This is a genomic window from Streptomyces sp. NPDC058279 (genome assembly GCF_042881255.1).
In the GTDB taxonomy this organism is placed as follows: Bacteria; Actinomycetota; Actinomycetes; order Streptomycetales; family Streptomycetaceae; genus Streptomyces.
Window position 1 is genome coordinate 1 of sequence record NZ_JBHVYA010000025.1, and the last position, 21,517, is coordinate 21,517.

Below are 21,517 nucleotides of genomic sequence, written 5' to 3' on the forward strand. Positions count from 1 at the left end.
TCCTCGCGGATCGACATCAGACCCGGCATCTCGTGCTCGGCCAGGGTGATCTCCTTGCGGCCGAACGCGGCAAGGGACAGGTCTGCGACCTTGAAGTCCATGGGTGCTGCTCCTCATGGTTCGAGAGGGTGGGTACGGCTGGGCCGTGCGCTGGCGCACCAGAGCACTCAGCACAGTCCGTCGGGGGCCCTCTCTCCCCTCGGCCGGTCACGAGGACCGCCCGACCGCCATCAGCAGCGACGCCTGACACTGATGACGAATCTACCCGATCAGTGCCGTGGACCCCAGTGGAACGGTGGACGCCCAGCGGAACGGTGGCCGAGGAGACGCCACGACCGGCCGGCTCCGGGCCCGGGGCGGGGCCGCGGAGCCGGTCGGTCGTGGCCTCAGTGGTCCTGACCGGCGGCGGGGTCGGCGGCGGGGTCGGCGCTGGCGCGCGCCACGTCGGCCTGGTAGATGTCCGGCTCCAGGTAGATCACCCGGGCGATCGGGACGGCTTCGCGGATGCGGGCCTCGGCGGCGTCGATGGCCCGGGCCACCTCGGTCGCCGTGTCGTCGTGCCGGACGGCGATCTTGGCGGCGACCAGCAGTTCCTCGGGGCCGAGGTGCAGGGTGCGCATGTGGATGACGCGGGTGACGGTGTTCCCGTCGACGGCGGCGGCCAGGATCTTCTCCACCTGCTCGGGGCCGGCGGCCTCGCCCAGGAGCAGCGACTTGGTCTCGGCGGCGAGCACGACGGCGATGACGATCAGCAGGGTGCCGATGCAGAGGGTGCCGATGCCGTCCCAGATTCCGTCGCCGGTGGCGAGGGCGAGGCCGACGCCGGCCAGCGCGAGGACCAGGCCGACGAGGGCGCCGGCGTCTTCGAGGAGGACGACGGGGAGTTCGGGGGCCTTGGCCCGCCTGATGAACTGGCTCCACGTCTGGGTGCCGCGCAGCTCGTTCGACTCCTTGATCGCCGTCTTGAAGGAGAAGCCCTCGGCGACGATGGCGAAGACGAGCACGCCGATCGGCCAGTACCAGGCCTCGATCGGGTGCGGGTGGTTGACCTTCTCGTAGCCCTCGTAGAGGGCGAACATGCCACCGACGGTGAACAGCACGATCGAGACGAGGAAGGCGTAGATGTAGCGTTCCCGCCCGTAGCCGAAGGGGTGTTGCGGCGTGGCTTCGCGCTGGGCCTTCTTGCCGCCCAGGAGCAGCAGCGCCTGGTTGCCGGAGTCGGCCAGTGAGTGGACGCTTTCCGCAAGCATCGACGACGACATGCTGAAGACGAAGGCCACGAACTTGGCTACGGCGATGGCGAGGTTGGCGGCGAGTGCCGCCACGATAGCCCTGGTACCGCCCGACGCGCTCATGGGTGCAGGATGTCCCTTCCTCGGTGCGGCCCGCCCGACCGGGGCCCGCGCTACGGCGGCACATTGTTGCAGCAGCCGCCCCCAGGGACGGTACGTCAGATGACGACGGTCGCGCGGAAGACGGTGCCGGCCCCGGACAGGACGGCGCTCTCGCCGGCCGGGACGAAGACCGACTCGCCCGGGGCGAGGGTGAGTTCACCGGCGCGCGGCCGGCCGGCGGTGCACAGCAGGATCTGCGGGGCGTTGTCGGGGAGGGTGCGCGGGGCGGCGCCGGGGGCCAGGACGTACCGGGACAGCCGGAATTCGTCGATGGGGGTCTCGTAGACCTCCTCGCCCTCGTCCTCGGGGCGCAGGATGCCCGGTTCGCCCGGTTCGAAGACGACGACCTTGAGCAGTTCGGGGACGTCGACGTGCTTGGGGGTGAGCCCGCAGCGCAGCACGTTGTCGGAGTTGGCCATGATCTCGACGCCGAGGCCGTCGAGGTAGGCGTGCGGGACGCCGGCGCCGAGGAACATGGCTTCACCGGGCTGGAGGCGTACGTGGTTGAGCAGCATGGCCGCGATGACGCCGGGGTCGCCGGGGAAGTGGTGGACGAGCCCGACGTACGGCGCGTAGGGGCCGCCGAGGCGCTCGGCGGCGGCCGAGGCGTCGGCGACGGTACGGGCCATCTCGGCGCGGTCGGCGGTCAGGACGGCGGTGAGGACCTCGCGCAGGGCCGCGTCGACGGGGTGGGCGCGCAGCAGGTCGACGTAGGGCTTGAGGGAGTCGACGCCGAGACCTTCGAGGAGGTCGGCGGCCTCCAGCGGCGGGCGGAAGCCGCACAGCCCGTCGAAGTGGGTGAGGGCGCAGATCAGTTCGGGCTTGTGGTTGGGGTCCTTGTAGTTGCGGTGGCCCGCGTCGATGGGCACGCCACGGCGTTCCTCGTCCTCGAAGCCCTCCTTGGCTCGGGCCAGGTCGGGGTGGACCTGGAGGGAGAGCGGCGCGCCCGCGGCGAGGATCTTGAAGAGGAAGGGCAGTCGGGGGCCGAACTTGGCGACGGCGGCGGCACCGAGTTCGCCTTCGGGGTCGGCGGCGATGACCTCGGACAGGCTCAGTTCGCCCGCGCCCCGGTCGAGTCGGGAGGGGGCGCCGGGGTGGGCGCCCATCCACAGCTCGGCTTGCGGCTCACCGGTGGGCTCCACCCCGAGGAGTCCGGGGATCGCGGTGGTGGATCCCCAGGCGTAGGGGCGGATCGGGTTCGTGAGGCGGTCCATCGTCGTCTTCCTGGAGGTGGATCTGGTGGTGCGGAGGTGCCGGTGGCTGCCTCAGCCGTGTGCCCGGGAGGCCAGCGCGAGGTAGGCGGTGGCGAAGTCCGTGACGGCGAGGAGTTCGGCGAGTTGTTCCAGTTCGCCGCCTTCCTCCGGTTCGAGTTCGCTGATGGCCGTGTCGTGGCCGAGGGCGAGTTCGCGGGCGGCGGGCGCGGCGCTGAGGCCGCCGGTGGGCCGGTCGCGCAGCAGGACGACGCGGGCGTGGAGGGCCTGCGGTTCTTCGACGCGGTCGCGGAAGAAGTCGTCGGGGTCGGCGCCGGCGGCGAAGGCCCCGGCGAGCAGGACGCCGTGGGCGGGCAGCGCTTCGGGGAGTTCGGCGGCCAGTGCGGGGCGGCCGGCGAGTTCGGCGAGGGTGGCGGCGAAACGACGGCCGGCCGGTCCGGCCGCGGCGCCCTCGCTCCAGATGAGCGGGAGCGAGTCGGCGAGTTCGGTGGCGAGGGTCTTGGCCGGGTTGGAGTACGTGGCGATCGCGGGCCCGCAGCGTTCGGCGGTGTGGTCGAGCCGGTCGGCGACGAGTTGCAGTTCGGCGGGGGCGGCGGCGACGAGGCCGACCTTGTCGAGCAGCACCAGGAGCGGGGTGAGCAGGGCCCACAGGGCGCCGGGGCCGGCGGCGGCCGATTCGTCGTACTCCTGGTACGGGGCCTTGGCCATCGGTACGAGGACTCCGTGCGCGCCGTCCACGGCTTCGCTCAGCGGGGACCGCTCGGGAGCGACGGCCACGACGGTGCAGCCGCGCCGGTACGCCTGCTCGGCGAGGACGGCGAGGCCGGGCTCGGTGCCGTCGGTGGTGGCGATGAGCAGCAGGTCGACGGGCCCCGCCCAGCCGGGCAGCGTCCAGCGCAGCGCCCCGGCGGCGTGTGCGACGCCGGTGGGGTGCAGGCGGGTGACGGGGGCGGAGGCTCCGGCGAGGGCGCCGAGGAGGTCGGCGACGCCGGTCGCCGCGGTGCCGGGCCCGGCGATCAGTACGGCGCGGGGTCGGCCTTCGGGTCGCAGGTCGCCGAGGCCGGCCTCGGTGGCGTGCCGGGCGGCGGTGCGGACGCGGGCCCCGGCTTCGGCGGCGCCGCGCAGGAGGCCCCGGCGGTCGGCGCGGGCGAGTTCCTCCGGCGCGTCGAGGATGGACTCGTCGAGCATGGCGGCCTCCGGCGGGGTTGACGACGTCTGCGGTCTGCGCGGGGTGTCGTGGTGCGGGCGGAGCGGCGCTCAGGCGGGCCGGCGGGCCTCGTCGACGAGGAGGACCGGGATGCCGTCGCGGACCGGGTAGGCGAGACCGCAGTCCTGGCCGGTGCAGATCAGCTCGGGGGCGTCCGCGTCGGCCGACTTGTCCTCCAGGGGCGAGTGGCAGGCGGGGCAGGCGAGGATCTCCAGAAGGCCGGCTTCGAGCGGCATGGTGCGCTTCCCTTCGAACATGCGGTTTGGGCGAGGTCAGCGTACCGCCGGGTCGCTTGGATCGCGGCCCGGCGGTGACGGTGACACAGGGGGTGTGCGCGGGGTCGGGTTGCCCGCGCACGGTTGCCCGCGGACGGTTACGCGCGGACGAGGGCCAGGACTTCGTCGCGGACCTTGGCGAGGGTGGCCAGGTCGCGGGCCTCGACGTTGAGGCGCAGCAGCGGCTCGGTGTTGGAGGGCCGCAGGTTGAACCACCAGTCGGCGGTGGTGACGGTGAGGCCGTCGAGTTCGTCGACGGTGACGCCGTCCCCGGAGGCGTAGGCGTCCTTGACGGCGGCGGTGCGGCCGGCCTGGTCGGCGACGGTGGAGTTGATCTCGCCGGAGCCGACGTAGCGGTCGTAGGAGGACACCAGGTCGGAGAGGGTACCGTCCTGGCCGCCCAGGGCCGCCAGGACGTGGAGCGCGGCGAGCATGCCGGTGTCCGCGTTCCAGAAGTCCTTGAAGTAATAGTGCGCCGAGTGCTCGCCGCCGAAGATCGCTCCGGAGGCGGCCATCTCCTGCTTGATGAAGGAGTGGCCGACGCGGGTGCGCACCGGGGTGCCGCCGTTCTCCTTGACGACCTCGGGGACGGACCAGGAGGTGATCAGGTTGTGGATCACGACACCGCTGCCGCCGTTGCGGGCGAGCTCGCGGGCCGCGACGAGCGCGGTGATCGCGGACGGGGAGACGCCTTCGCCGCGCTCGTCGACGACGAAGCAGCGGTCGGCATCGCCGTCGAAGGCGAGGCCCAGGTCGGCGCCCTCGGCCTTCACCCGTGCCTGGAGGTCCACGATGTTCTTCGGGTCCAGGGGGTTGGCCTCGTGGTTGGGGAAGGTCCCGTCCAGTTCGAAGTACATCGGGACCAGTTCCAGGGGCAGGCCCTCGAAGACGGTCGGGACGGTGTGGCCGCCCATGCCGTTGCCCGCGTCCACGACCACCTTGAGCGGGCGGATGCCGCGCAGGTCCACCAGCGACTTGAGGTGCTCGGCGTACCCGACGAGGGTGTCCTGCTCGGTGACGGTGCCCGGGGTGGTGCCGGCCGGGATCGCCGGGGCGCCCTCGTCCGACCACTTCTCCGCCAGCTCGCGGATGGTGGCCAGTCCGGTGTCCTGGCCCACCGGGGCGGCGCCCGCCCGGCACAGCTTGATGCCGTTGTACTGGGCCGGGTTGTGCGAGGCGGTGAACATCGCGCCGGGCAGGTCGAGCTTGCCGGAGGCGTAGTAGAGCTGGTCGGTGGAGCACAGACCGATCAGCGTGACGTCGACCCCGCGGGCCGCGGCGCCGCGGGCGAAGGCCGCGGACAGGCCGGGCGAGGAGGGACGCATGTCGTGTCCGACGACGATCGCCGTCGCCCCGGTCACCTCGACGAAGGCGGCACCGAACAGTTCGGCCAGCGGCTCGTCCCACTCGTCCGGTACGACGCCCCGTACGTCGTACGCCTTGACGATGTTCGAAAGATCTGCGGCCACTGCCTGCCCTCCTGAAGGATCCGTGCGGTAGGGCAAACCTACCCTGGACGGAGTACCGGGTTTCGGGCGAGGAGGGGGCGGGCGGCCGTCAGGATTCCGGCGAGCGCAGGACGCGCAGGTGTCCGCGGCGGGTCTCGCCGGGGGTCTGCGGGCCCGGTACGGACGTGCCGGCCTCGGCGGCGCGGTCGTGCGGACGGGCGGCTTCGCGCACGGCGTTGGCCAACGCTTCGAGGTCGTCACCGCTGGGACGCGACGGGGGGCCGCCGTCCGTCAGACGCACGACTTCCCAGCCCCGGGGGGCGGTCAGACGCTCGGAGTGCTCGGCGCACAGGTCGTAACAGTGGGGTTCGGCGTAGGTGGCGAGCGGGCCGAGAACTGCGGTCGAGTCGGCGTAGACGTACGTCAGTGTGGCGACGGCAGGGCGGCCGCACGCGGTGCGCGAACAGCGACGTACAAGGCTCACGACGTTGGACGGTACCGCACTCTTGACCGGGCCGCGACGACTCCGCCGTCGGCCACCCGGCCGTGTCGCCTCGAACGGGCGGGAACCTTGGCCGGATCGTTCGCGGTACGACATCGGTCCGTGACAGGGCCGGGCCCCTGCCGGGCGGCCGGGTGAGGGCTACCCTGCGGGGGTGACGGACAGCCCGCTGACTCCCCCGAGCCCTCCTGGCCCCTCCTCCGCCGACTCCCTGCCCCCTCCCTCCGAGCCTCGGCCGCGCCGGCGGGACCGGCACGGACGGGGCATGCGGGGGCCGGTGGCGCCTCCTCAGGTCCCGCTGGCGGCGAGCCGGTCGGAGCTCTTCGGTGACCTGGTGCGCGATTCGGTGGAGCGGCTGGAGCGGCGGTGGCCGCAGTTGGCCGAGGTGGAGTTCGTCGTCGCGGACGTGCCCGGGCCACCGGGCGGCCCGGAGGGCGGCTGGAACGACGAGGCCGTGCCGCTCGGCGGGATCGCCGAGGCGGCCGAGGGCCGGCCGGCCCGGATCGTGGTGTTCCGGCGGCCGGTGGAGATCCGCGCGAAGTCACGGGACGAACGGGCGCTGCTGGTCCACGAGATCGTGGTGGAACAGGTGGCGGACCTGCTGGGGCTCTCCCCGGAGATCGTGGACCCGCGCTACGGCCAGGACTGACCCTCGGGTGCCGGGCCTTGGAAGAGGACCCCGAGGTCTTGCGAGGGCTTCGGCACGGCCACCGTCGAGTGGTCGTCGGAGAACGGCTGGACCGTGAACATCGGGACGCCGTCCTGGGGCAGCGTCAGGGTCCGCGAGGCGTGGACCGGTCCGCCGGAGAGCGTCTCGATCGTCAGGGCGTACGTCCCCTTGCCGCCGGTGGGGGCGGGAGGCGGGGAGAGGGCCTGGGTGGTGCCGGCCTTGACGGTGAGTTCCCGGACGGCCGGCCCGCCGCCCTCGGTGCCCGCCGAGGCGGTGACGCGCACCTTCGCGTCGGCGCCGACCGCCGTGAGGGCCAGGACGGTCGCCTTGTCGTCGAAGCGGTTGTCCGCGACGGTCGCCCGCGCGCCGACCGGGGAGGTGGCCGGGACGAAGCCCAGCTCCTGCTTGGTGCCGCTGCCGCGCACCACGCGTACCGCGGCGACGACCGGTACGGGCTTCTTCGGGTCGGCCGGGGTCAGCAGGAGCGAGCCCGGCTCGCCGCGGGTCACGTCCTTGAGGTCCACGCTCGCCGTCATGCCGGCCTTGACGTGGAGCTGTTCGTTCCCGGCGGGGGTGAGGGTGCCGCCCGGTCCGGCGAGGCGGAGTCTCAGGTCGGCGTCGTCCTGGCCGGGCGCGTAGGCGACCAGGCGTACGGAGGTGGCGTCGGCCGGGATGCCCGGCAGGACCAGGGACCCGGCCGGATCGGTGGAGGCCGGCAGCCAGTCGGCGCCCACGCCGTCCTCGGAGATCTGCGCGGAGGCGCCGATCCGGCCCGAGCCGGTCGTGACGTGCGCGGTGACGTCCGCCACCTGCGTGTCGGGGACGAGGGGGGAGAGCAGGACGCGGGCGGTGGAATGCGGGTCGACCTGGAAGACGCGGTCGGGGCTGCCCGGCTTGTCCTTGAGCAGCCCGTCCGGGCCGTAGAGCTTGATGTCCACTTCGGCGACGGTGTCGTCGGGGTTGGTGAGGTGGATGTAGTCCTGGCGGCCCTTGGCGGTGCTGACGCCGGGGAACCAGAAGTCGGTGCCGGGGCTGGTGCAGCCGACCCCGAGCAGGCCGCGCGCCTGGCCGACCGCGACCTTCGTCGTCTGCTGGGCGGTCCAGCCGGGGGCGAGACTCCCGCTCGCGGTGCCGGTCAGGGCGGGTGCCTCGGCGCCGGAGGCGGTCGCGCCGACGGGCTTGCCCGGCTCCTTCGGTTCCAGGACCGTCTTGCCGTCCTTGGTGGCGAGCCGGGCCGCGCCCTTGCCGCCGGCGGCTCCGGGGGTGATCGAGGTGTACGTGGTCTCGGCGATGTCGGAGGAACTGGGCGCGGGGCACACCAGCACGGACTGCTCCACCGGCATCCGGGAGCCGGCCGCCCGCTTTCCGTCGGCGGGGGATGCGGCCGGGGCGGCGGTGAGGGAGGCGATGCCGGTGATGGCGGCCAGTGCCGCCGCGACGGCCGCCAGGGTGAGGGGGGCGCGCTGCTTCACTGCTGGGGGCTCCCGTCCTGGCGCGGGTCCTGCTGTCCGTAGGTGTACGGCGGCTGTTCCTGCTGGTGCGGCTGGTGCTGTGGCTGCTGGTACGGGTCGTACGGCTGCCGGGGGTAGGGGGACGGCTCGGCGTACGGCTGCTGTTGCTGTTGCTGTTGCTGTTCGTACGGGTAGGCCGGGTAGGCGTACGTCTCCTCGCCGGGCGCCGGTTCCGCGTACGCCTGGTCGCCGTACGCCGGGTCCGCGTAGGCCCGCTCCCCGTAGCCCTGGTCGCCGTAGCCCTGGTCGCCGTACGTCGGCTGCGCCGGGATCTGCGCGTACGGGTCGGCGGCGACGGCGGCTTCCGTGGGGGTCGGCGCCTCGGCCTGCGGCTCCGCTCCGGCGCGCAGCCGGCGGGCGCGCCGGCCCTCACCGGGGCCGGGCTGCTCCGGGACGGCGGCGTCTTCCTCGGGGAGGTCGTCGTCGAGCCGGGCCCGGCGGCCCGGGAGGGCCAGGACGAGCAGCAGCAGGGCGAGCAGGGCCTGCGCCCAGTGCCAGGCGTCCCGGGCGAGGGAGTCCTGGTAGGCGAGGTCCAGGCGGCCGCCCTTGGCGGGCAATTCGAAGCCTTGCGCCCAGCCGTCCACGGTCTTGGCCTTGAGCGGCTTGCCGTCGAGGGTGGCCTGCCAGCCGGGGGCGGCCCGGTCGGCGATCCGCAACAGCCGGCCCTCGTCCCCCGCGGGGATCTTGGTGTGGGCCTCGACGGGGCCCGCCTCGACGGCGATGGGGGCCTGCCCCTGCTTGCCGGGGACGATGACGGCGCGGGCGAGGGAGCGTTCGACCTCCCAGACGGCGGTGCCGTCGTCCTGCCGGTTGGCCTTGAGGCCGGGGGTGGCGTCGAGGACCTGCCGGAACTGCCGGGGCCCGTCGGCGGGGAGGACGATGTAGCGGATGGCGAAACCGCCCAACTGCGCGGACTGGTCGGCGCCGGAGCCGGAGACCAGGCTGGACACCACCTTGGCCAGGCGGGGTTCGGCACCGGCCTCGGCGAGGAGTTCGGCGTCGCCGAGTCGGGCGCCGGAGCCGCGGACGAGGGCGTAGGACACGGTGGTGGGCGAGGTGCCGCCGAGGACCAGGGTGCGGCTGCGGTTGCTGTCGTCGGCCTGGGCGGCGACGAAGGCGGGGACCTGGACGGGGTCGCGGCGCCGGAGGGGTCCGTCGGCGCCGGCGACCATCCAGCCGGCGGCGCAGAGCAGGGGGCCGGCGGCGGCGCCGAGCGCGATCAGGGCGGCCAGCGGCTGGCGCCAGCCGAAGCTGCGGGCGGCGACGCGTTCCTTGGCGCCGTCCGCGCCGACCACGGCGGCCGTCAGCAGGGCGAGGCCGTACACGAGGGTGGCCGGCCCCGCCCAGCCGCTCCGGTTGACGAGGACGGCGAGCAGCAGCGCGGCCAGGGCGGTGGTCCAGGCGGCGCGCACCGCGAACCGTCGGTCGGCGCGCAGCAGGGCGGCGAGGGCGGCGAGTACGACGCCGAGCAGCAGGGCGGCGCCGGTGGTGCCGGGTCCGCCGGGGCCGGCGCCGAGCAGGTCGAGGGCGGTGGCGGGGCGGGTGGTGTAGGGCAGGCCGGCCTCGCGCAGGAAGCGGTCGGGGTGGGTGAGCAGGCCCAGCGACCAGGGTGCGAGGACCAGGAGCGGTACGGCGAGGACGGCGAGCAGCCGGAGCGCGTGGGCGGCGCGGCGGGCGGGGCGGGAGAGGAGTGCGGCGACGCCGAGGACCGCGGCGAGCGGCCAGAGGGCGGGGGTGAAGGCGGTGGCCAGCGTCAGCAGCAGGGTGGTGGTCCACACCGCGCGCCGGTCACCGCCGTTGCCGCCGTCGCCGCCGGGGGAGTCGGCGGGCGCGGCGAGGCCGAAGGCGGTGGCGGCGGAGCGGGCCAGCGGGGGCAGCAGGATCGCGAGGACGGCGGTGCCCAGCCGGCCGGCGGCGAGGGCGCCCGTCACGGCGGGCAGGAAGGCGTAGGCGATGGCGGCCCAGGCGCGCAGCAGTCGGGATTCGACGAGCGGCCGGGAGGCGAAGTAGGCGGTCAGTCCGGCGAGGGGCACCGAGCAGACGAGGAGCAGGGTGAGGGCGCCCTGGGCGGAGCCGAACAGCAGGGTGGCGACGGCGCCGAGGACGGCGAGGTAGGGCGGTGCGCCGGCGGTGGTCCCGACGGCGACGGGCTGCCAGTCGGAGGTGTAGGCGCGCCAGAGGTCGAGGCCCCGGTCCGGGGCGGGCAGCAGCGCGCCGCCCATGAGGGAGCCGCCGAAGAGCAGGGCGCGGCAGGCGATGAGGGAGACGAGCAGGAGGAGGGCGAACAGGACGGGGGCGGGTTTGCGGGCGATCCGCTTGAGCCGCGCGAACTGTTCGATCTCCAGGTAGTCGGCGTCTTCGGAGCCCGGTTCGAGGGGGGCGGCGGCGCCGTGCCGGCTCGCTCCGGCTGTGTCGGTGTCGCCGTCCGCGCCGAAGTACCCGGCGAGCTGTTCGGCGTTGGCGCGCACGGTGGAGCCGGGCGGCGGGAAGAGCGGGCGCAGCTCGGCGGCGGGGACGGCGGGGCGCCGCCGGGCCTTGCGGGCGGCGAGGATCCGGCCCGGGCGCAGCAGGGTGGCGAGCAGGCCGGTGAACTCGTCGACGGCTTGGCCGGGGGCCTTGCCGATGAGGTAGCCCAGGGTGCGCAGCAGGGTGCCGACGATCAGGCGCAGGAGGACGTAGGGCAGGGCGCGGCCGGAGGAGTTGGCCAGCACGGTGTAGACGGCGCCGGCCTTGTCGACGCGGTGCGGGCTGACGGCGGAGCGGCCGGCGCAGTCGACGGTGCGGCGTTCGCGGGCGGCGGCCTCGGCGTGCCGCATGACGGCGTCGGGGGCGACGAGCACGGTGTGGCCGGCGCTGTGGGCGCGCCAGCAGAGGTCGACGTCGTCGCGCATGAGGGGCAGCCGGCGGTCGAAGCCGCCGAGGGCGTCGTAGACGTCGCGGCGCACCAGCATGCCGGCGGTGGAGACGGACAGGACGGGGCGGATCTGGTCGTGTTGGCCCTGGTCCTGTTCGCGCCGGTCGAGGCCGGTCCAGCGGCGGCCGCCGCGGGCGATGGTGACGCCGGCTTCGAGGAGCTGCCTCTTGTCGTACCAGCCGCGGAGTTTGGGGCCGACGACGGCGGCGTCGGGGTTCTCGTCGGCGACGCGCAGCAGTTCGGTGAGGGCGTCGGGCTCGGGGGCGCTGTCGTCGTGGAGCAGCCAGAGCCATTGGACGGGTTCGCCGTGGGGGAGTTCGGGGAGGTCGTAGGCGTCGTCGTGCCAGGTGCGACTGACGGGGTCCCAGCCGCTGGGGCGCGTGAGGTACGGGAGGTCCTCCAGGGTCGGCATGCCGGCGGTGCGGGCGGCTTCGTCCACCGCGGTGCCGAATCCGGTGCGGCGCGCGAGGTGGAGAACGTTGTCGGGGCCGAGGGCTTCGGCGAGCAGGCGCGCGGAGTCGTCGGAGCTTCCGGTGTCGGCGGCGACGTGGAGCTGCGCGGGGCGTTCCTGCGCGAGGAGGCCGGCGAGGGTGCGGGGCAGCCAACGGGCGCCGTCGTGGGCGACGAGGACGGCGGTGACGACGTGCCGGGGGAACTCGGGTGCGCCGGCCGCCTGATGGGAGGCCGTCGAGCTGCTGAGCGGGGACATCGCGGTACGGGCCCTCCGACCGTGGGGGGGTTCCCCCGGGACGGGTCCTGGGGGAGGTCCGGGGGTGGTGTGCCCTCGGAGGCTGCTGGACAGCGCCCCACACTAACGGCTGGGAACACACCGGTCCGCCTCCTGCGGGGAAGGTGCGGGAGGCGGACCGTTGGCTTGGTTCGCTATGCGGTCGGACGTGTCCGTCCGGGCGTGGAGCGGCTCAGACGGCCGCCTTCTTCAGGCGGCGGCGCTCACGCTCGGAGAGGCCGCCCCAGATGCCGAATCGCTCGTCGTTGGCGAGGGCGTACTCAAGGCATTCGGAACGGACCTCGCAGGCGAGGCAGACCTTCTTGGCTTCGCGGGTGGAGCCGCCCTTCTCGGGAAAGAAGGATTCGGGGTCGGTCTGGGCGCACAGAGCGCGCTCCTGCCATCCGAGCTCCTCGTCCGCCTCCTCGACCAGCAGTTCCTGAAACAGCTCGGTCATGTGCGCCCCTCGCTCTGTCTGTGCGTCCCCGTGGTGTTGCCGTTACTGATCGCTACGTAACGACACGAGTGAAATTACAAGTGCGTGGCTCCGGCGCAGTCAAGCCGGGGTCTGCTATTGGGCCCCTTATTCACCCTGCGGAACCAAGCGAATGCATTAAGTGTTCATATCGCCAAATATCGTGACACATGCCACAGGTGCCGCGAAGCTACCGCCCGCACTCGTAGCCCACGCGTCACTCCGGCGTGTGGTTGCGATCCGGTCGAAGATGCGGCGCGGATCACATTCCGGTCACGACTGACGCCATGAGGTTTGAGGTCGGGCGGAAGGGCCATACCCAGCGCCACATGCCCTGGTCGGGGCTGCACAAACCTTTCTCCGCACGCAGTAACCGGATGAGGTGAATCTTTTCGACCATTTCCGACATTGGGTTGACAGTCCGGCCCCCGGACCGTTCTCCTTGTACGCATGTCAGCGCCCGCAGCCGCCACCCGGACCCCCATTCGTGGGTTCCTGTGCGCTGCCCAGGTTCGCTGTCGCTGTTGCTGCTGTTGATGCCTCCGGAGCCCCGGCTCCCCGAGCGACCGGCTCCCCCAACAGCGACCGCCAGCACGACTGACATCCGTCGAGGACTCCCCCGATGAACAGCACCCCCCAGACCAGCGCCCTCCGCACCGGCGCCCTTCCGACCGACGCCCCGCGGCCCGCCGCCCCCGCCGTGATCGAGAGCGACCTCCAGATCGCCGGCGACATCCTCTCCGTACCGCATCTGCTCCAGCCCGCCCGCGAACACCCGGCCACCGTCGCCGAGTTCGTGGGCCTCGCCCGTTCCGTCGCGGCCGACCGCACCCAGTGGGAGCACCTGGTCCGCTACGACGCCACCACCCGCTGGTACCACCGCCTGCGCACCGGCCCCGGCTACGAGGTGTGGCTGCTCAGCTGGGTCCCCGGGCAGGGCAGCGGCCTCCACGACCACGGCGACTCCTCCGGCATCCTGACCGTCCTGGAGGGCGAGCTCACCGAGCGCGGCCCGCGCGGCCCGCTCACCCTCGCCGCCGGCGCCCAGCGCGTCTTCGCCCCCGGCTACGCCCACGAGGTCGTCAACGACACCCTCGACGGGGCCGTCAGCCTGCACGTCTACTTCCCCGGCCTGACCGAGATGCCCATGCACAGTTGCTCCCCGGCGCGGCCCGAGGCCCGGCCCGCGACCCTGTCCGTCTGACCGGACCGCCCGCGGGCGGCGGCGCCTGACAGACTGCGCTGCATGCGCATTGTTGTTCTGGCCGGCGGTATCGGCGGCGCCCGTTTCCTCCGCGGACTCAAGTCCGCCGTCCCCGAAGCGGACATCACGGTCATCGGCAACACCGGTGACGACATTCACCTGTTCGGGCTCAAGGTGTGCCCCGATCTGGACACGGTGATGTACACCCTCGGCGGTGGCATCAACGAGGACCAGGGCTGGGGCCGTACCGAGGAGTCCTTCACCGTCAAGGAGGAACTCGCGGCGTACGGGGTCGGACCCACCTGGTTCGGCCTCGGCGACCGCGACTTCGCGACCCACATCGTCCGTACGCAGATGCTCGGTGCGGGCTACCCGCTCAGTGCCGTCACCGAGGCCCTCTGCGACCGCTGGCGGCCCGGCGTACGGCTGCTGCCCATGTCCGACGACCGCGTCGAGACGCACGTCGCCGTCACCGACCCCGAGACCGGCGAGCGCAGGGTCGTCCACTTCCAGGAGTACTGGGTCCGGATGCGCGCCTCGGTCGACGCGGAGGCCGTGGTGCCGGTCGGCGCCGAGCAGGCCAAGCCCGCGCCCGGCGTGCTGGAGGCCATCGGGGCCGCCGACGTGATCCTCTTCCCGCCGTCCAACCCCGTCGTGTCGGTGGGCACCATCCTCGCCGTGCCCGGCATCCGGGAGGCCGTGGCCGCCGCCGACGCGCCGGTCGTCGGGCTCTCCCCCATCGTCGGGGGCGCCCCCGTGCGCGGGATGGCGGACAAGGTGCTGGCCGCGGTCGGCGTGGAGTCCACCGCCGCGGCGGTCGCCCTGCACTACGGGACGGGACTGCTCGACGGCTGGCTCGTCGACACCGCCGACGCGGACGCCGTCGCGGAGGTGGAGGCCGCCGGGATCACCTGCCGCGCGGTACCGCTGATGATGACCGACACCGCCGCCACGGCCGAGATGGCCCGGGCGGCGCTGGAGCTGGCGGAGGCGTCCCGGTGAGTGCCCCCTCGTACGAGGTGCGCGCGGTCCCCGGCATTCCGGAGGTCCGGCCCGGCGACGACCTCGCCCGGCTGATCGCCGCGGCGGAACCGGGGCTGCGGGACGGCGACGTGCTGCTGGTCACCTCGAAGATCGTGTCCAAGGCGGAGGGTCGGATCGTACGGGCCGATTCCCGCGAGGAGGCGATAGACGCCGAGACGGTACGGGTCGTCGCCCGCCGGGGCGCCCTGCGGATCGTCGAGGACCGGCGCGGGCTGGTGATGGCCGCCGCCGGCGTGGACGCCTCCAACACGGAACCGGGGACGGTGCTGCTCCTCCCCGAGGACCCGGACGCCTCGGCGGCGGCGATCCGCGAGGGGCTGCGGGAGGCGCTCGCGGTGGACGTGGGCGTCATCGTGACGGACACCTTCGGGCGGCCCTGGCGCAGCGGGTTGACGGACGTGGCGATCGGCGCGGCCGGAGTGCGCGTACTGGACGACCTGCGGGGCGGCTTCGACGCGCACGGCAACCCGCTGAGCGCGACGGTCGTCGCCACGGCGGACGAACTCGCCGCGGCCGGCGACCTCGTCAAGGGCAAGGCGGCCGGGCTGCCGGTGGCCGTGGTCCGGGGACTGCCGCACCTGCTGGGCGAGGGGTCCTCGGCGGCGGACCTGGTCCGGCCGGCGGACGACGACATGTTCCGGCTCGGCACGTCGGAGGCGGTACGGGAGGCCGTGACGGGGCGCCGGACGGTGCGGGCGTTCACGGACGCCCCGGTGGATCCCGGCGCGGTCCGCCGGGCGGTGGCGGCGGCGGTGACGGCCCCGGCGCCGCACCACACGACGCCGTGGCGGTTCGTGCTGCTGGAGTCGGCCGCCGCGCGGGTGGAACTGCTCGACGCGATGCGGGACGCGTGGATCGCCGACCTGCGGCGGGACGGGAAGTCCGAGGAGTCCATCGCCAAGCGGGTGCGGCGCGGGGACGTACTGCGCGGCGCCCCCTACCTGGTGGTGCCGTGCATGGTGACGGACGGCGCGCACGACTACGGGCACGCCCGGCGGGACGCGGCGGAGCGCGAGATGTTCGTGGTCGCCATGGGCGCGGGCGTGCAGAACTTCCTGGTCGCGCTGGCCGGGGAGCGGCTGGGCTCGGCGTGGGTGTCCTCGACGATGTTCTGCCGGGACGTGGTGCGCAAGGTGTTGGGGCTGCCCGAGGGGTGGGACCCGATGGGAGCCGTGGCGGTGGGCCATCCGGCGGCGGCTCCGGCGGAGCGGCCGGCGCGGGACGCGGAGGCGTTCGTCGAGGTCCGGTGAACGGCCCGGTCCGGCGAGCCGCCCCTACAGCTTGCCGATGTCCGTGCGGTACATGCGCGGGGCCCGGCGGGGCGGTGCGTGCCCGGCGAGCAGGACGAGGCGGGCGGCGCGGTGGCGCTGGCCCGCGTACGGGGCGAGGAGCTCCAGCATGACCGCGTCGTCGGCGTCCCGGTCCCCGGCGAGCGCGAAGCCGATGATGCGGGGCAGGTGGAGGTCGCCGGTGGTGACGGCGTCGGGGGCGCCGTTGCTGCGCTGGAGGGTCTCGGCGGAGGTCCAGGGCCCGATGCCGGGGACGGCCTCCAGGCGGCGGGCGGCCGCGAGGGGTTCCATGGTCGCGGCCTCCTCCAGCCGGTTCGCGACGCGGGCGGCGCGCAGGATGGTGGCGGAGCGCTTCATGTCGACGCCCGCCTTGTGCCAGTCCCATGACGGGATCAGGGTCCAGGTGCGGGCCGAGGGCATCACATACAGGTCCTGGCGCGGGCCGGGGGCGGGCTCGCCGTACTGGCGGACCAGGCGGCGCCAGGCGCGGTACGCCTCGTCGGCGGTGACCTTCTGCTCCAGCACGGTCGGGACGAGGGACTCCAGGACCAGGCCGGTGCGGGTCAGGCGCAGGCCGGGGCGGCGGCGGTGGCTGCTGTGCACGAGGCGGTGGCGGGGGACGAAGGCGGCGGGGTCGTCGTCGGCGCCGAGCAGGGCGGGCAGGGTGTCCAGGGCCCAGGCCGCGCCGGGGCCCCATGCCTCGGCGTGGACCTCGTGGGCGGCGGCGGCCACCCGGAGGGTGGCGGGGCCGTCGGGGGTGCGGCTGGTCTTCCAGACGGAGCCGTCGGGGGTGGTGCGGAAGGTGGGGTCGGCGGGGCCGCGGCGCAGGGGGCCGAGGGTGAGGCCGAGGTCGAGGGGGCCGGGCGGGGCCCAGACGCGGCTGCGCGCGCCGGCTCCGGCCCGGCGGCCGGGGCCGCTGGGCACGCCGGTGCGGCCGCCGCGGGCTGCGGTGGGGGTGAGGGGATCGAAGCGGCCGGCCACGCCTTGAGCCTATCCCGGGGGCGGGGTGCCCGAGGCCGGGCCGGGGGCCCGGGCCGGTGCGAGGTCCCGCCGGGACCCCGGGTCCGGGTCCGGGACCCCGGGTCCGGGTCCGGGACCCCGGGTCCGGGTACGGGACCCCGGGTCCGGGTACGGGTACGGCACCGCCGCGCGAGCGGCCCCGGCTGCGCCGGGCTTTGCGGGGCTCCGCCCCGCACCCCGCGCCTCAACTCCCCCAGACTCCGTCCGGGGGGACCCCACGAGGCTGGATTTGCCCCGCGGCACCGGGGCCGGGTGCGGTGCGGGACCCCGGGTCCGGGACCCCCGCGCCGAAGCGGGACCCGGCCGGGTGTCGCGCCGCCGCGCGAGCGGCCCGCGCCCCACACGGCGCGGGCCGAGCGCGGCCGGTGGGGTCGGGGCGTCAGCGGCCCTGGAGTTTGGCCGAGGTGGTGCGGGTCGGGGGGAGTTGGTTGTAGAGGAGGCGGCCCGGGCATTCCGTGGCGAAGCCGTCGCGGTGGCCCGAGATGACGTTCATCCGGACCTTGGTGCCCTTCTCGTACCGGTTGCCGCCGCCCGAGGTGAGGGTCGTCTTCGCACGGGGGTCCACGCCGAAGAGGCCGAGCTTCCACGCCGTGAGGCCGGCCACCGCCCGTACCGCCGCCGCGGGCGGGGCCGTGGAGGTGAAGGTGCCGATCACGGCGACGCCCATGCTGTTCGTGTTGAAGCCCATGGTGTGCGCGCCGAGCACCGGCTTGGCGACCCCGCCGGCCCGGCCCTCGTACACCGTGCCGCACTTGTCGACGGCGAAGTTGTAGCCGATGTCGCGCCACCCCTCGCTGAGCACGTGGTAGCGGTAGAGGCTGCGCAGCACCGACGGGGCGTCCGTGCAGGCGTAGTTGTTGCCGGAGGCCGTGTGGTGGACGAACGCCGCCTTCACCGTGCTCGTGTACACGAAGCCGGACTCGCGCAGGCTCTCGTCGGCGCCCCACCCCTTGCGGGTGACGATGCGGGGCCGCGGCCCGATGTAGGGCCGGGCGGCGGCGCCGAGGCTGCCGTCACTGGCGGCGATCGCGTCGGCGGTGGAGTCGGCCTTGTTCAGCTCGGTGATCTCGTCGGCTCCCAGCGCGGCCAACGGGAGGTTCGCGGACGAGGACTCCGCCATCTCCATGGTCATGCCGGGGGCCAGTTCCGCGTCCCCCTTGTCGTCGTCCCTGTCGTCGTCCCGCGGCCCCGTCGCCTCACGGTCGGAGGCCTTGTCGGGGTTCTTGCCGTCGGTGACGGTCGTGCCGGAGGTCGTGGCGGAGGTCGTACGGCTCTGCGTGCCGGGGTCGACGAGTTCCAGCCGCATGCCCGACGGCAGCGGGGCGGTGGCGGACCCGGTGCCCGGTTCGGCCCGGACCCGGACCTCGACCCCGTCGGACTCGCCGACCCACAGCGGGGCGGTGCTGCCGCGGACGCGGCCGGAGCCGCGTTCGGCCGCTTCGGGGTCGGCCGCGTGTTCGCCGTTGTGGGTCTCGACGTCCTGCCAGTCGGACCAGGTCGCCGTGCGGGCGGAGCGGGTACGGACCTGGACCCGGCCGAGCAGCCGGGTGTTCGCGTCGTCCCAGACGACGCCGACCAGCGAGAACGTCTTGACCTCGCGTGCGGTCAGGCCGCGTGTCTCGGGCAGGCGGGGGGTGGCGCTCATGCCGGGGACGCCGGGCGTGCGGTCCGCCGTCGGCCCGAGGGGCACCAACGGCAGCGACTGGGTGGACCCGGCTGGGTTCACGGGGACGGTCGCGCCGCCGGGCGCGACCGCCAGGGCCGGAGTGGTCAGCGCGAGCGGCAGGGCCAGTGCGGCAGCCGTCGCGACGCCGATCGAGGAAGCAAGGAATCCACGCATGGAAAAGATGCTGGGCACGCGCACCACGAACCGCCATCGGGGAACTGACGCCCCGTCCGCTGGAACGCGGATACCCCTCCCCCGTACGGGGGAGCCGCGGGCCGCCGTACGGCGGAGGGCGCCGCGTACGCTGGGGCGGGTGAACGCCACTGACCGCACCCCTGCCGACCTGCTGCGATCCGCGCTCGCCGCCGATCCGGGCCGCCCGCTCGTCACCTTCTACGACGACGCCACGGGCGAGCGCGTCGAATTGTCCGTCGCCACCTTCGCCAATTGGGTGGCCAAGACCGCCAACCTGCTCCAGGGCGACCTCGGCGCCGAGCCCGGGACCCGGCTCGCGCTGCTGCTCCCGGCGCACTGGCAGAGCGCGGTCTGGCTGCTCGCCTGCGCCTCCGTCGGGGTCGTCGCCGAGGTGGACGGGGATCCGGCCGCGGCCGACGTGGTGGTGAGCGGCCCGGACACCCTGGAGGCGGCCGCCGCCTGTACCGGGGAGCGGGTGGCGCTGGCGCTGCGGCCGCTGGGCGGGCGCTTCCCGCAGCCGCCGGCCGGGTTCGCGGACTACGCGGTGGAGGTGCCGGGGCAGGGCGACCGGTTCGCGCCGTTCCAGCCCGTCGACGCGGACGCCCCGGGTCTGGTGGTGGGCGGCGAGGAGCTCTCGTACGCCCAGGTCGTCGCCCGGGCCCGCGAGGACGCGGCGGAGCGGGGGCTCGGCGAGGGCTCCCGGGTGCTGTCGGGGCTGGGCTACGACACCTGGCAGGGACTCTCGGCGGGGCTGTTCGCCGCCCTCGCCTCGGGCGGCTCGGTGGTGCTGTGCCGGAACCTCGACCGCTTGCCGGAGGCCGGGCTGGCGCAGCGGGTCGAGAGCGAGCGGGTCACGCACACCGGCTGACCGGAGCCCGACCGTACCGCCCCGTTCCCTGCCCACTCCCCCCGATTTGTCACCCGCACGGCCCTTTACAGGGGCCTGCCCCCGGGCCGCCCCGGCCGCCCGGGGGCAGGATCGGCACAGGCCGCACCCACCCGTGCGGCCGACCGGTACGGGTGAGGGGACGGTACGGAAGTGCGGGACAGCGCGGGCATACCGGGCGGCACCGGAGCGGGCACAGGCGTTCCCGCGCCTGTGCGCGGCCACCGGCGCCGACTGCTGCGCTGGATCGCCCTCGGGCTGGCCCTGCTGGTGCTGGCGGGGTCGGCCGCCGGGTGGTGGCTGTACCGGAAGCTGGAGGGCAACATCCGCGAGGACACCTCCGCCGCCGCCGAGCTGGGGCGCTACGAGCGCGAGCGCCCGGCGCACCTCACCGACGGCGCCCAGAACATCCTGATCATCGGTTCGGACACCCGTTCGGGCAAGGACAACGCCCGTTACGGTCGGGACAAGGGCAGCCAGCGCTCGGACACCGCGATCCTGCTGCACCTGCCCGCGGACCGGAAGAGCGTGACGGCCGTGTCGATACCCCGTGACCTGGTGACGGAGATCCCGGGCTGCCTGACGGCGGACGGGAGCCGCACCGAGGAGCAGCGGGCGCAGTTCAACTGGGCGTACCAGTGGGGCGGGGCCGCCTGCACGATCCGTACGGTGGAGAAGCTGTCCGGGATCAGGATCGACCACCACATGGTGTTGGACTTCGGCGGGTTCAAGAAGATGGTGGACGCGGTGGGTGGGGTGGAGGTCTGCCTCAAGCAGCCGATGGACGACGCGGAGGCCAGGCTGCGGCTGCCCGCCGGGCGTCAGATGCTGCACGGGGAGCAGGCCCTCGGTTTCGTCCGTGCCCGCTACAGCGTGGGCGACGGCAGTGACACCGAACGGATGCGGCGCCAGCAGCAGTTCCTCGCCGCCCTGGTGAAGAAGGTGCAGAGCAACGGGGTGTTGTTGAACCCGGGGCGGCTCTATCCGCTGCTGGACGCGGCGACGTCCTCGGTGACCACCGACCCGGGGTTGGCCTCGCTGCGCGGGTTGTACGAACTCGTGCGGGGCGTGCGGGACATCCCGACGGACCAGGTCCGGTTCCTCACGGTGCCGCGCCGCCCGTACGCCGCCGACCCGAATCGGGACGAACTGGTCGAGCCGGATGCGACCCGGCTGTTCCTCCGACTGCGGACGGACCGGCCGCTGACGGTCACCCCGCCCGCGCCGACCGCGTCCCAACCCCCCGCCGGTCCGTTGTCCACGGACGGGCCGCGGACCCGCTATCCGTGGCTCACCGCGACCGACGTGCCCCCCTCGCCCGTCCCCACTTTCACCGGCACCACGGCGGACACTCCCGACTGCCGGTAAAGCAATCCAAAAGGCGGGTGGTCCAACCGCTCCGGTTGGGCGCTTTGGCACGTTATGCGGGGGGTGGGTTTTGTCACCGCCATGGTTTGAGGACGACATGGCCGGATAAGGTGAGCGATCCGGTGCCCAGGCCGCTAAGGACGCCGGGCACCAGCAGCCGGACGTTGACCGGGCGCCTTGGGGGAGGCGCGTCGCGAGGCACCGACGGAGGATTCGAGCAACCGTGGATGCGCAAAGCCGTGGGCGGGCGGACGAAATCGACCCCGCCGACCAGTGGGTTCTCAACCCCCGCACCGGCAACTACGAACTGCGACTGGGCAATTCCGCTGAGCAGCGGCCGTCCGTCGCCACCCCCCGCAGAGCGCGCACTTCGCGTACGGCTCCCCCCGTCACCTCCCCCGCGGGGCCCCCGGGGGGGGGGGCGGCGGGGGGGGGGGGGGGCCCCCCGGGGGGGGGGGGGGGGGGCCCGGCCCCCCCCCCCGGGGGGCGGGGGGGGGGCGGCCCGCCCCGC

At 74.3% G+C, this 21,517-nt stretch carries 18 protein-coding genes and 1 pseudogene; 7 read left to right on the top strand and 12 right to left on the bottom strand.

The genetic code is table 11. From position 1 onward, the window contains the following. The 7 genes from ACFVXJ_RS29405 to ACFVXJ_RS29435 all read right to left on the bottom strand — a co-directional run. Positions 1 to 101: adenosylhomocysteinase (locus ACFVXJ_RS29405; protein WP_389666369.1), on the bottom strand; the 101-nt coding region annotated here is incomplete at its 3' end. 285 nt (positions 102 to 386) lie between these two features. Next, positions 387 to 1,355, bottom strand: coding sequence for a cation diffusion facilitator family transporter (locus tag ACFVXJ_RS29410; protein WP_389666278.1), 969 nt, complete (start codon positions 1,353 to 1,355; stop codon positions 387 to 389). Positions 1,356 to 1,450: 95 nt separating this feature from the next. After that, on the bottom strand, positions 1,451 to 2,608 hold the full coding sequence (manA, locus tag ACFVXJ_RS29415; RefSeq protein WP_389666280.1) for a mannose-6-phosphate isomerase, class I: 1,158 nt from the start codon (positions 2,606 to 2,608) through the stop codon (positions 1,451 to 1,453). 51 nt (positions 2,609 to 2,659) lie between these two features. Beyond that, a complete protein-coding gene (locus ACFVXJ_RS29420) occupies positions 2,660 to 3,793 on the bottom strand; it encodes an SIS domain-containing protein (protein ID WP_389666282.1) in 1,134 nt (377 codons plus the stop codon). Positions 3,794 to 3,862: 69 nt separating this feature from the next. Next, positions 3,863 to 4,048 (bottom strand): Trm112 family protein, encoded by a 186-nt coding sequence (locus ACFVXJ_RS29425; protein ID WP_136217718.1) that lies wholly within the window; start codon positions 4,046 to 4,048, stop codon positions 3,863 to 3,865. 137 nt (positions 4,049 to 4,185) lie between these two features. Beyond that, complete coding sequence (locus ACFVXJ_RS29430; RefSeq protein WP_389666284.1) at positions 4,186 to 5,556, bottom strand: phosphomannomutase/phosphoglucomutase; 1,371 nt, start codon at positions 5,554 to 5,556, stop codon at positions 4,186 to 4,188. Positions 5,557 to 5,644: 88 nt separating this feature from the next. Continuing rightward, positions 5,645 to 6,019, bottom strand: coding sequence for a DUF3499 domain-containing protein (locus tag ACFVXJ_RS29435; RefSeq protein WP_389666285.1), 375 nt, complete (start codon positions 6,017 to 6,019; stop codon positions 5,645 to 5,647). A gap of 283 nt (positions 6,020 to 6,302) precedes the next feature. On the opposite strand from ACFVXJ_RS29435, the gene ACFVXJ_RS29440 reads away from it, so the two are divergent. Beyond that, the gene (locus ACFVXJ_RS29440) at positions 6,303 to 6,686 is read left to right on the top strand and encodes a metallopeptidase family protein (protein WP_206308958.1); all 384 of its coding nucleotides are present in this window, start codon (positions 6,303 to 6,305) and stop codon (positions 6,684 to 6,686) included. Here ACFVXJ_RS29440 and ACFVXJ_RS29445 read toward each other — a convergent pair. The 3 genes from ACFVXJ_RS29445 to ACFVXJ_RS29455 all read right to left on the bottom strand — a co-directional run bounded on the left by ACFVXJ_RS29445 (position 6,671) and on the right by ACFVXJ_RS29455 (position 12,316). Further along, positions 6,671 to 8,179 (bottom strand): DUF5719 family protein, encoded by a 1,509-nt coding sequence (locus tag ACFVXJ_RS29445; protein WP_389666287.1) that lies wholly within the window; start codon positions 8,177 to 8,179, stop codon positions 6,671 to 6,673. The genes ACFVXJ_RS29440 and ACFVXJ_RS29445 overlap by 16 nt on opposite strands. Beyond that, on the bottom strand, positions 8,176 to 11,841 hold the full coding sequence (locus ACFVXJ_RS29450) for a glycosyltransferase family 2 protein (RefSeq protein WP_389666289.1): 3,666 nt from the start codon (positions 11,839 to 11,841) through the stop codon (positions 8,176 to 8,178). Before ACFVXJ_RS29450 ends, ACFVXJ_RS29445 begins: the two co-directional genes overlap by 4 nt. A 211-nt stretch (positions 11,842 to 12,052) precedes the next feature. Continuing rightward, positions 12,053 to 12,316 (bottom strand): WhiB family transcriptional regulator, encoded by a 264-nt coding sequence (locus ACFVXJ_RS29455; RefSeq protein WP_003983763.1) that lies wholly within the window; start codon positions 12,314 to 12,316, stop codon positions 12,053 to 12,055. 640 nt (positions 12,317 to 12,956) lie between these two features. Here ACFVXJ_RS29455 and ACFVXJ_RS29460 point away from each other — a divergent pair. Genes ACFVXJ_RS29460 through ACFVXJ_RS29470 form a run of 3 tightly spaced genes read left to right on the top strand, consistent with a single transcriptional unit; the run spans position 12,957 to position 15,832 of the window. Then, positions 12,957 to 13,538: a cysteine dioxygenase gene (locus tag ACFVXJ_RS29460; protein ID WP_389666291.1), complete on the top strand. Its 582-nt coding sequence runs from the start codon at positions 12,957 to 12,959 to the stop codon at positions 13,536 to 13,538. A gap of 42 nt (positions 13,539 to 13,580) precedes the next feature. After that, complete coding sequence (gene cofD / locus ACFVXJ_RS29465) at positions 13,581 to 14,540, top strand: 2-phospho-L-lactate transferase (protein WP_389666293.1); 960 nt, start codon at positions 13,581 to 13,583, stop codon at positions 14,538 to 14,540. Further along, positions 14,537 to 15,832 (top strand): coenzyme F420-0:L-glutamate ligase, encoded by a 1,296-nt coding sequence (locus ACFVXJ_RS29470; RefSeq protein ID WP_389666295.1) that lies wholly within the window; start codon positions 14,537 to 14,539, stop codon positions 15,830 to 15,832. Before cofD ends, ACFVXJ_RS29470 begins: the two co-directional genes overlap by 4 nt. Before the next feature lie 24 nt (positions 15,833 to 15,856). Here the strand turns inward: ACFVXJ_RS29470 and ACFVXJ_RS29475 are convergent, their stop codons facing one another. Further along, the gene (locus tag ACFVXJ_RS29475) at positions 15,857 to 16,852 is read right to left on the bottom strand and encodes a DNA-3-methyladenine glycosylase family protein (protein WP_389666297.1); all 996 of its coding nucleotides are present in this window, start codon (positions 16,850 to 16,852) and stop codon (positions 15,857 to 15,859) included. Positions 16,853 to 17,270: 418 nt separating this feature from the next. After that, positions 17,271 to 18,731, bottom strand: coding sequence for a peptidoglycan recognition protein (locus ACFVXJ_RS29480; RefSeq protein WP_389666299.1), 1,461 nt, complete (start codon positions 18,729 to 18,731; stop codon positions 17,271 to 17,273). Positions 18,732 to 18,870: 139 nt separating this feature from the next. Here ACFVXJ_RS29480 and ACFVXJ_RS29485 point away from each other — a divergent pair, with 139 nt between their 5' ends. The 3 genes and pseudogenes from ACFVXJ_RS29485 to ACFVXJ_RS29495 form a co-directional block, all read left to right on the top strand. Then, positions 18,871 to 19,620 carry a TIGR03089 family protein gene (locus tag ACFVXJ_RS29485; protein ID WP_389666301.1) on the top strand — a complete coding sequence of 250 codons (750 nt, stop codon included), beginning with the start codon at positions 18,871 to 18,873 and terminating at the stop codon, positions 19,618 to 19,620. Positions 19,621 to 19,791: 171 nt separating this feature from the next. Beyond that, the gene (locus tag ACFVXJ_RS29490; RefSeq protein WP_389666302.1) at positions 19,792 to 21,006 is read left to right on the top strand and encodes an LCP family protein; all 1,215 of its coding nucleotides are present in this window, start codon (positions 19,792 to 19,794) and stop codon (positions 21,004 to 21,006) included. Positions 21,007 to 21,229: 223 nt separating this feature from the next. Continuing rightward, a pseudogene (locus ACFVXJ_RS29495) lies at positions 21,230 to 21,517 on the top strand (LytR family transcriptional regulator); the annotation flags it as partial.

Bases quoted from the DNA above. Each gene is read 5' to 3' on its own strand.
- ACFVXJ_RS29410 (WP_389666278.1), bottom strand. From the start codon at position 1,355: ATGAGCGCGTCGGGCGGTACCAGGGCTATCGTGGCGGCACTCGCCGCC.
- manA (WP_389666280.1), bottom strand. From the start codon at position 2,608: ATGGACCGCCTCACGAACCCGATCCGCCCCTACGCCTGGGGATCCACC.
- ACFVXJ_RS29420 (WP_389666282.1), bottom strand. From the start codon at position 3,793: ATGCTCGACGAGTCCATCCTCGACGCGCCGGAGGAACTCGCCCGCGCC.
- ACFVXJ_RS29425 (WP_136217718.1), bottom strand. From the start codon at position 4,048: ATGCCGCTCGAAGCCGGCCTTCTGGAGATCCTCGCCTGCCCCGCCTGC.
- ACFVXJ_RS29440 (WP_206308958.1), top strand. From the start codon at position 6,303: ATGCGGGGGCCGGTGGCGCCTCCTCAGGTCCCGCTGGCGGCGAGCCGG.
- ACFVXJ_RS29450 (WP_389666289.1), bottom strand. From the start codon at position 11,841: ATGTCCCCGCTCAGCAGCTCGACGGCCTCCCATCAGGCGGCCGGCGCA.
- ACFVXJ_RS29455 (WP_003983763.1), bottom strand. From the start codon at position 12,316: ATGACCGAGCTGTTTCAGGAACTGCTGGTCGAGGAGGCGGACGAGGAG.
- ACFVXJ_RS29460 (WP_389666291.1), top strand. From the start codon at position 12,957: ATGAACAGCACCCCCCAGACCAGCGCCCTCCGCACCGGCGCCCTTCCG.
- cofD (WP_389666293.1), top strand. From the start codon at position 13,581: ATGCGCATTGTTGTTCTGGCCGGCGGTATCGGCGGCGCCCGTTTCCTC.
- ACFVXJ_RS29480 (WP_389666299.1), bottom strand. From the start codon at position 18,731: ATGCGTGGATTCCTTGCTTCCTCGATCGGCGTCGCGACGGCTGCCGCA.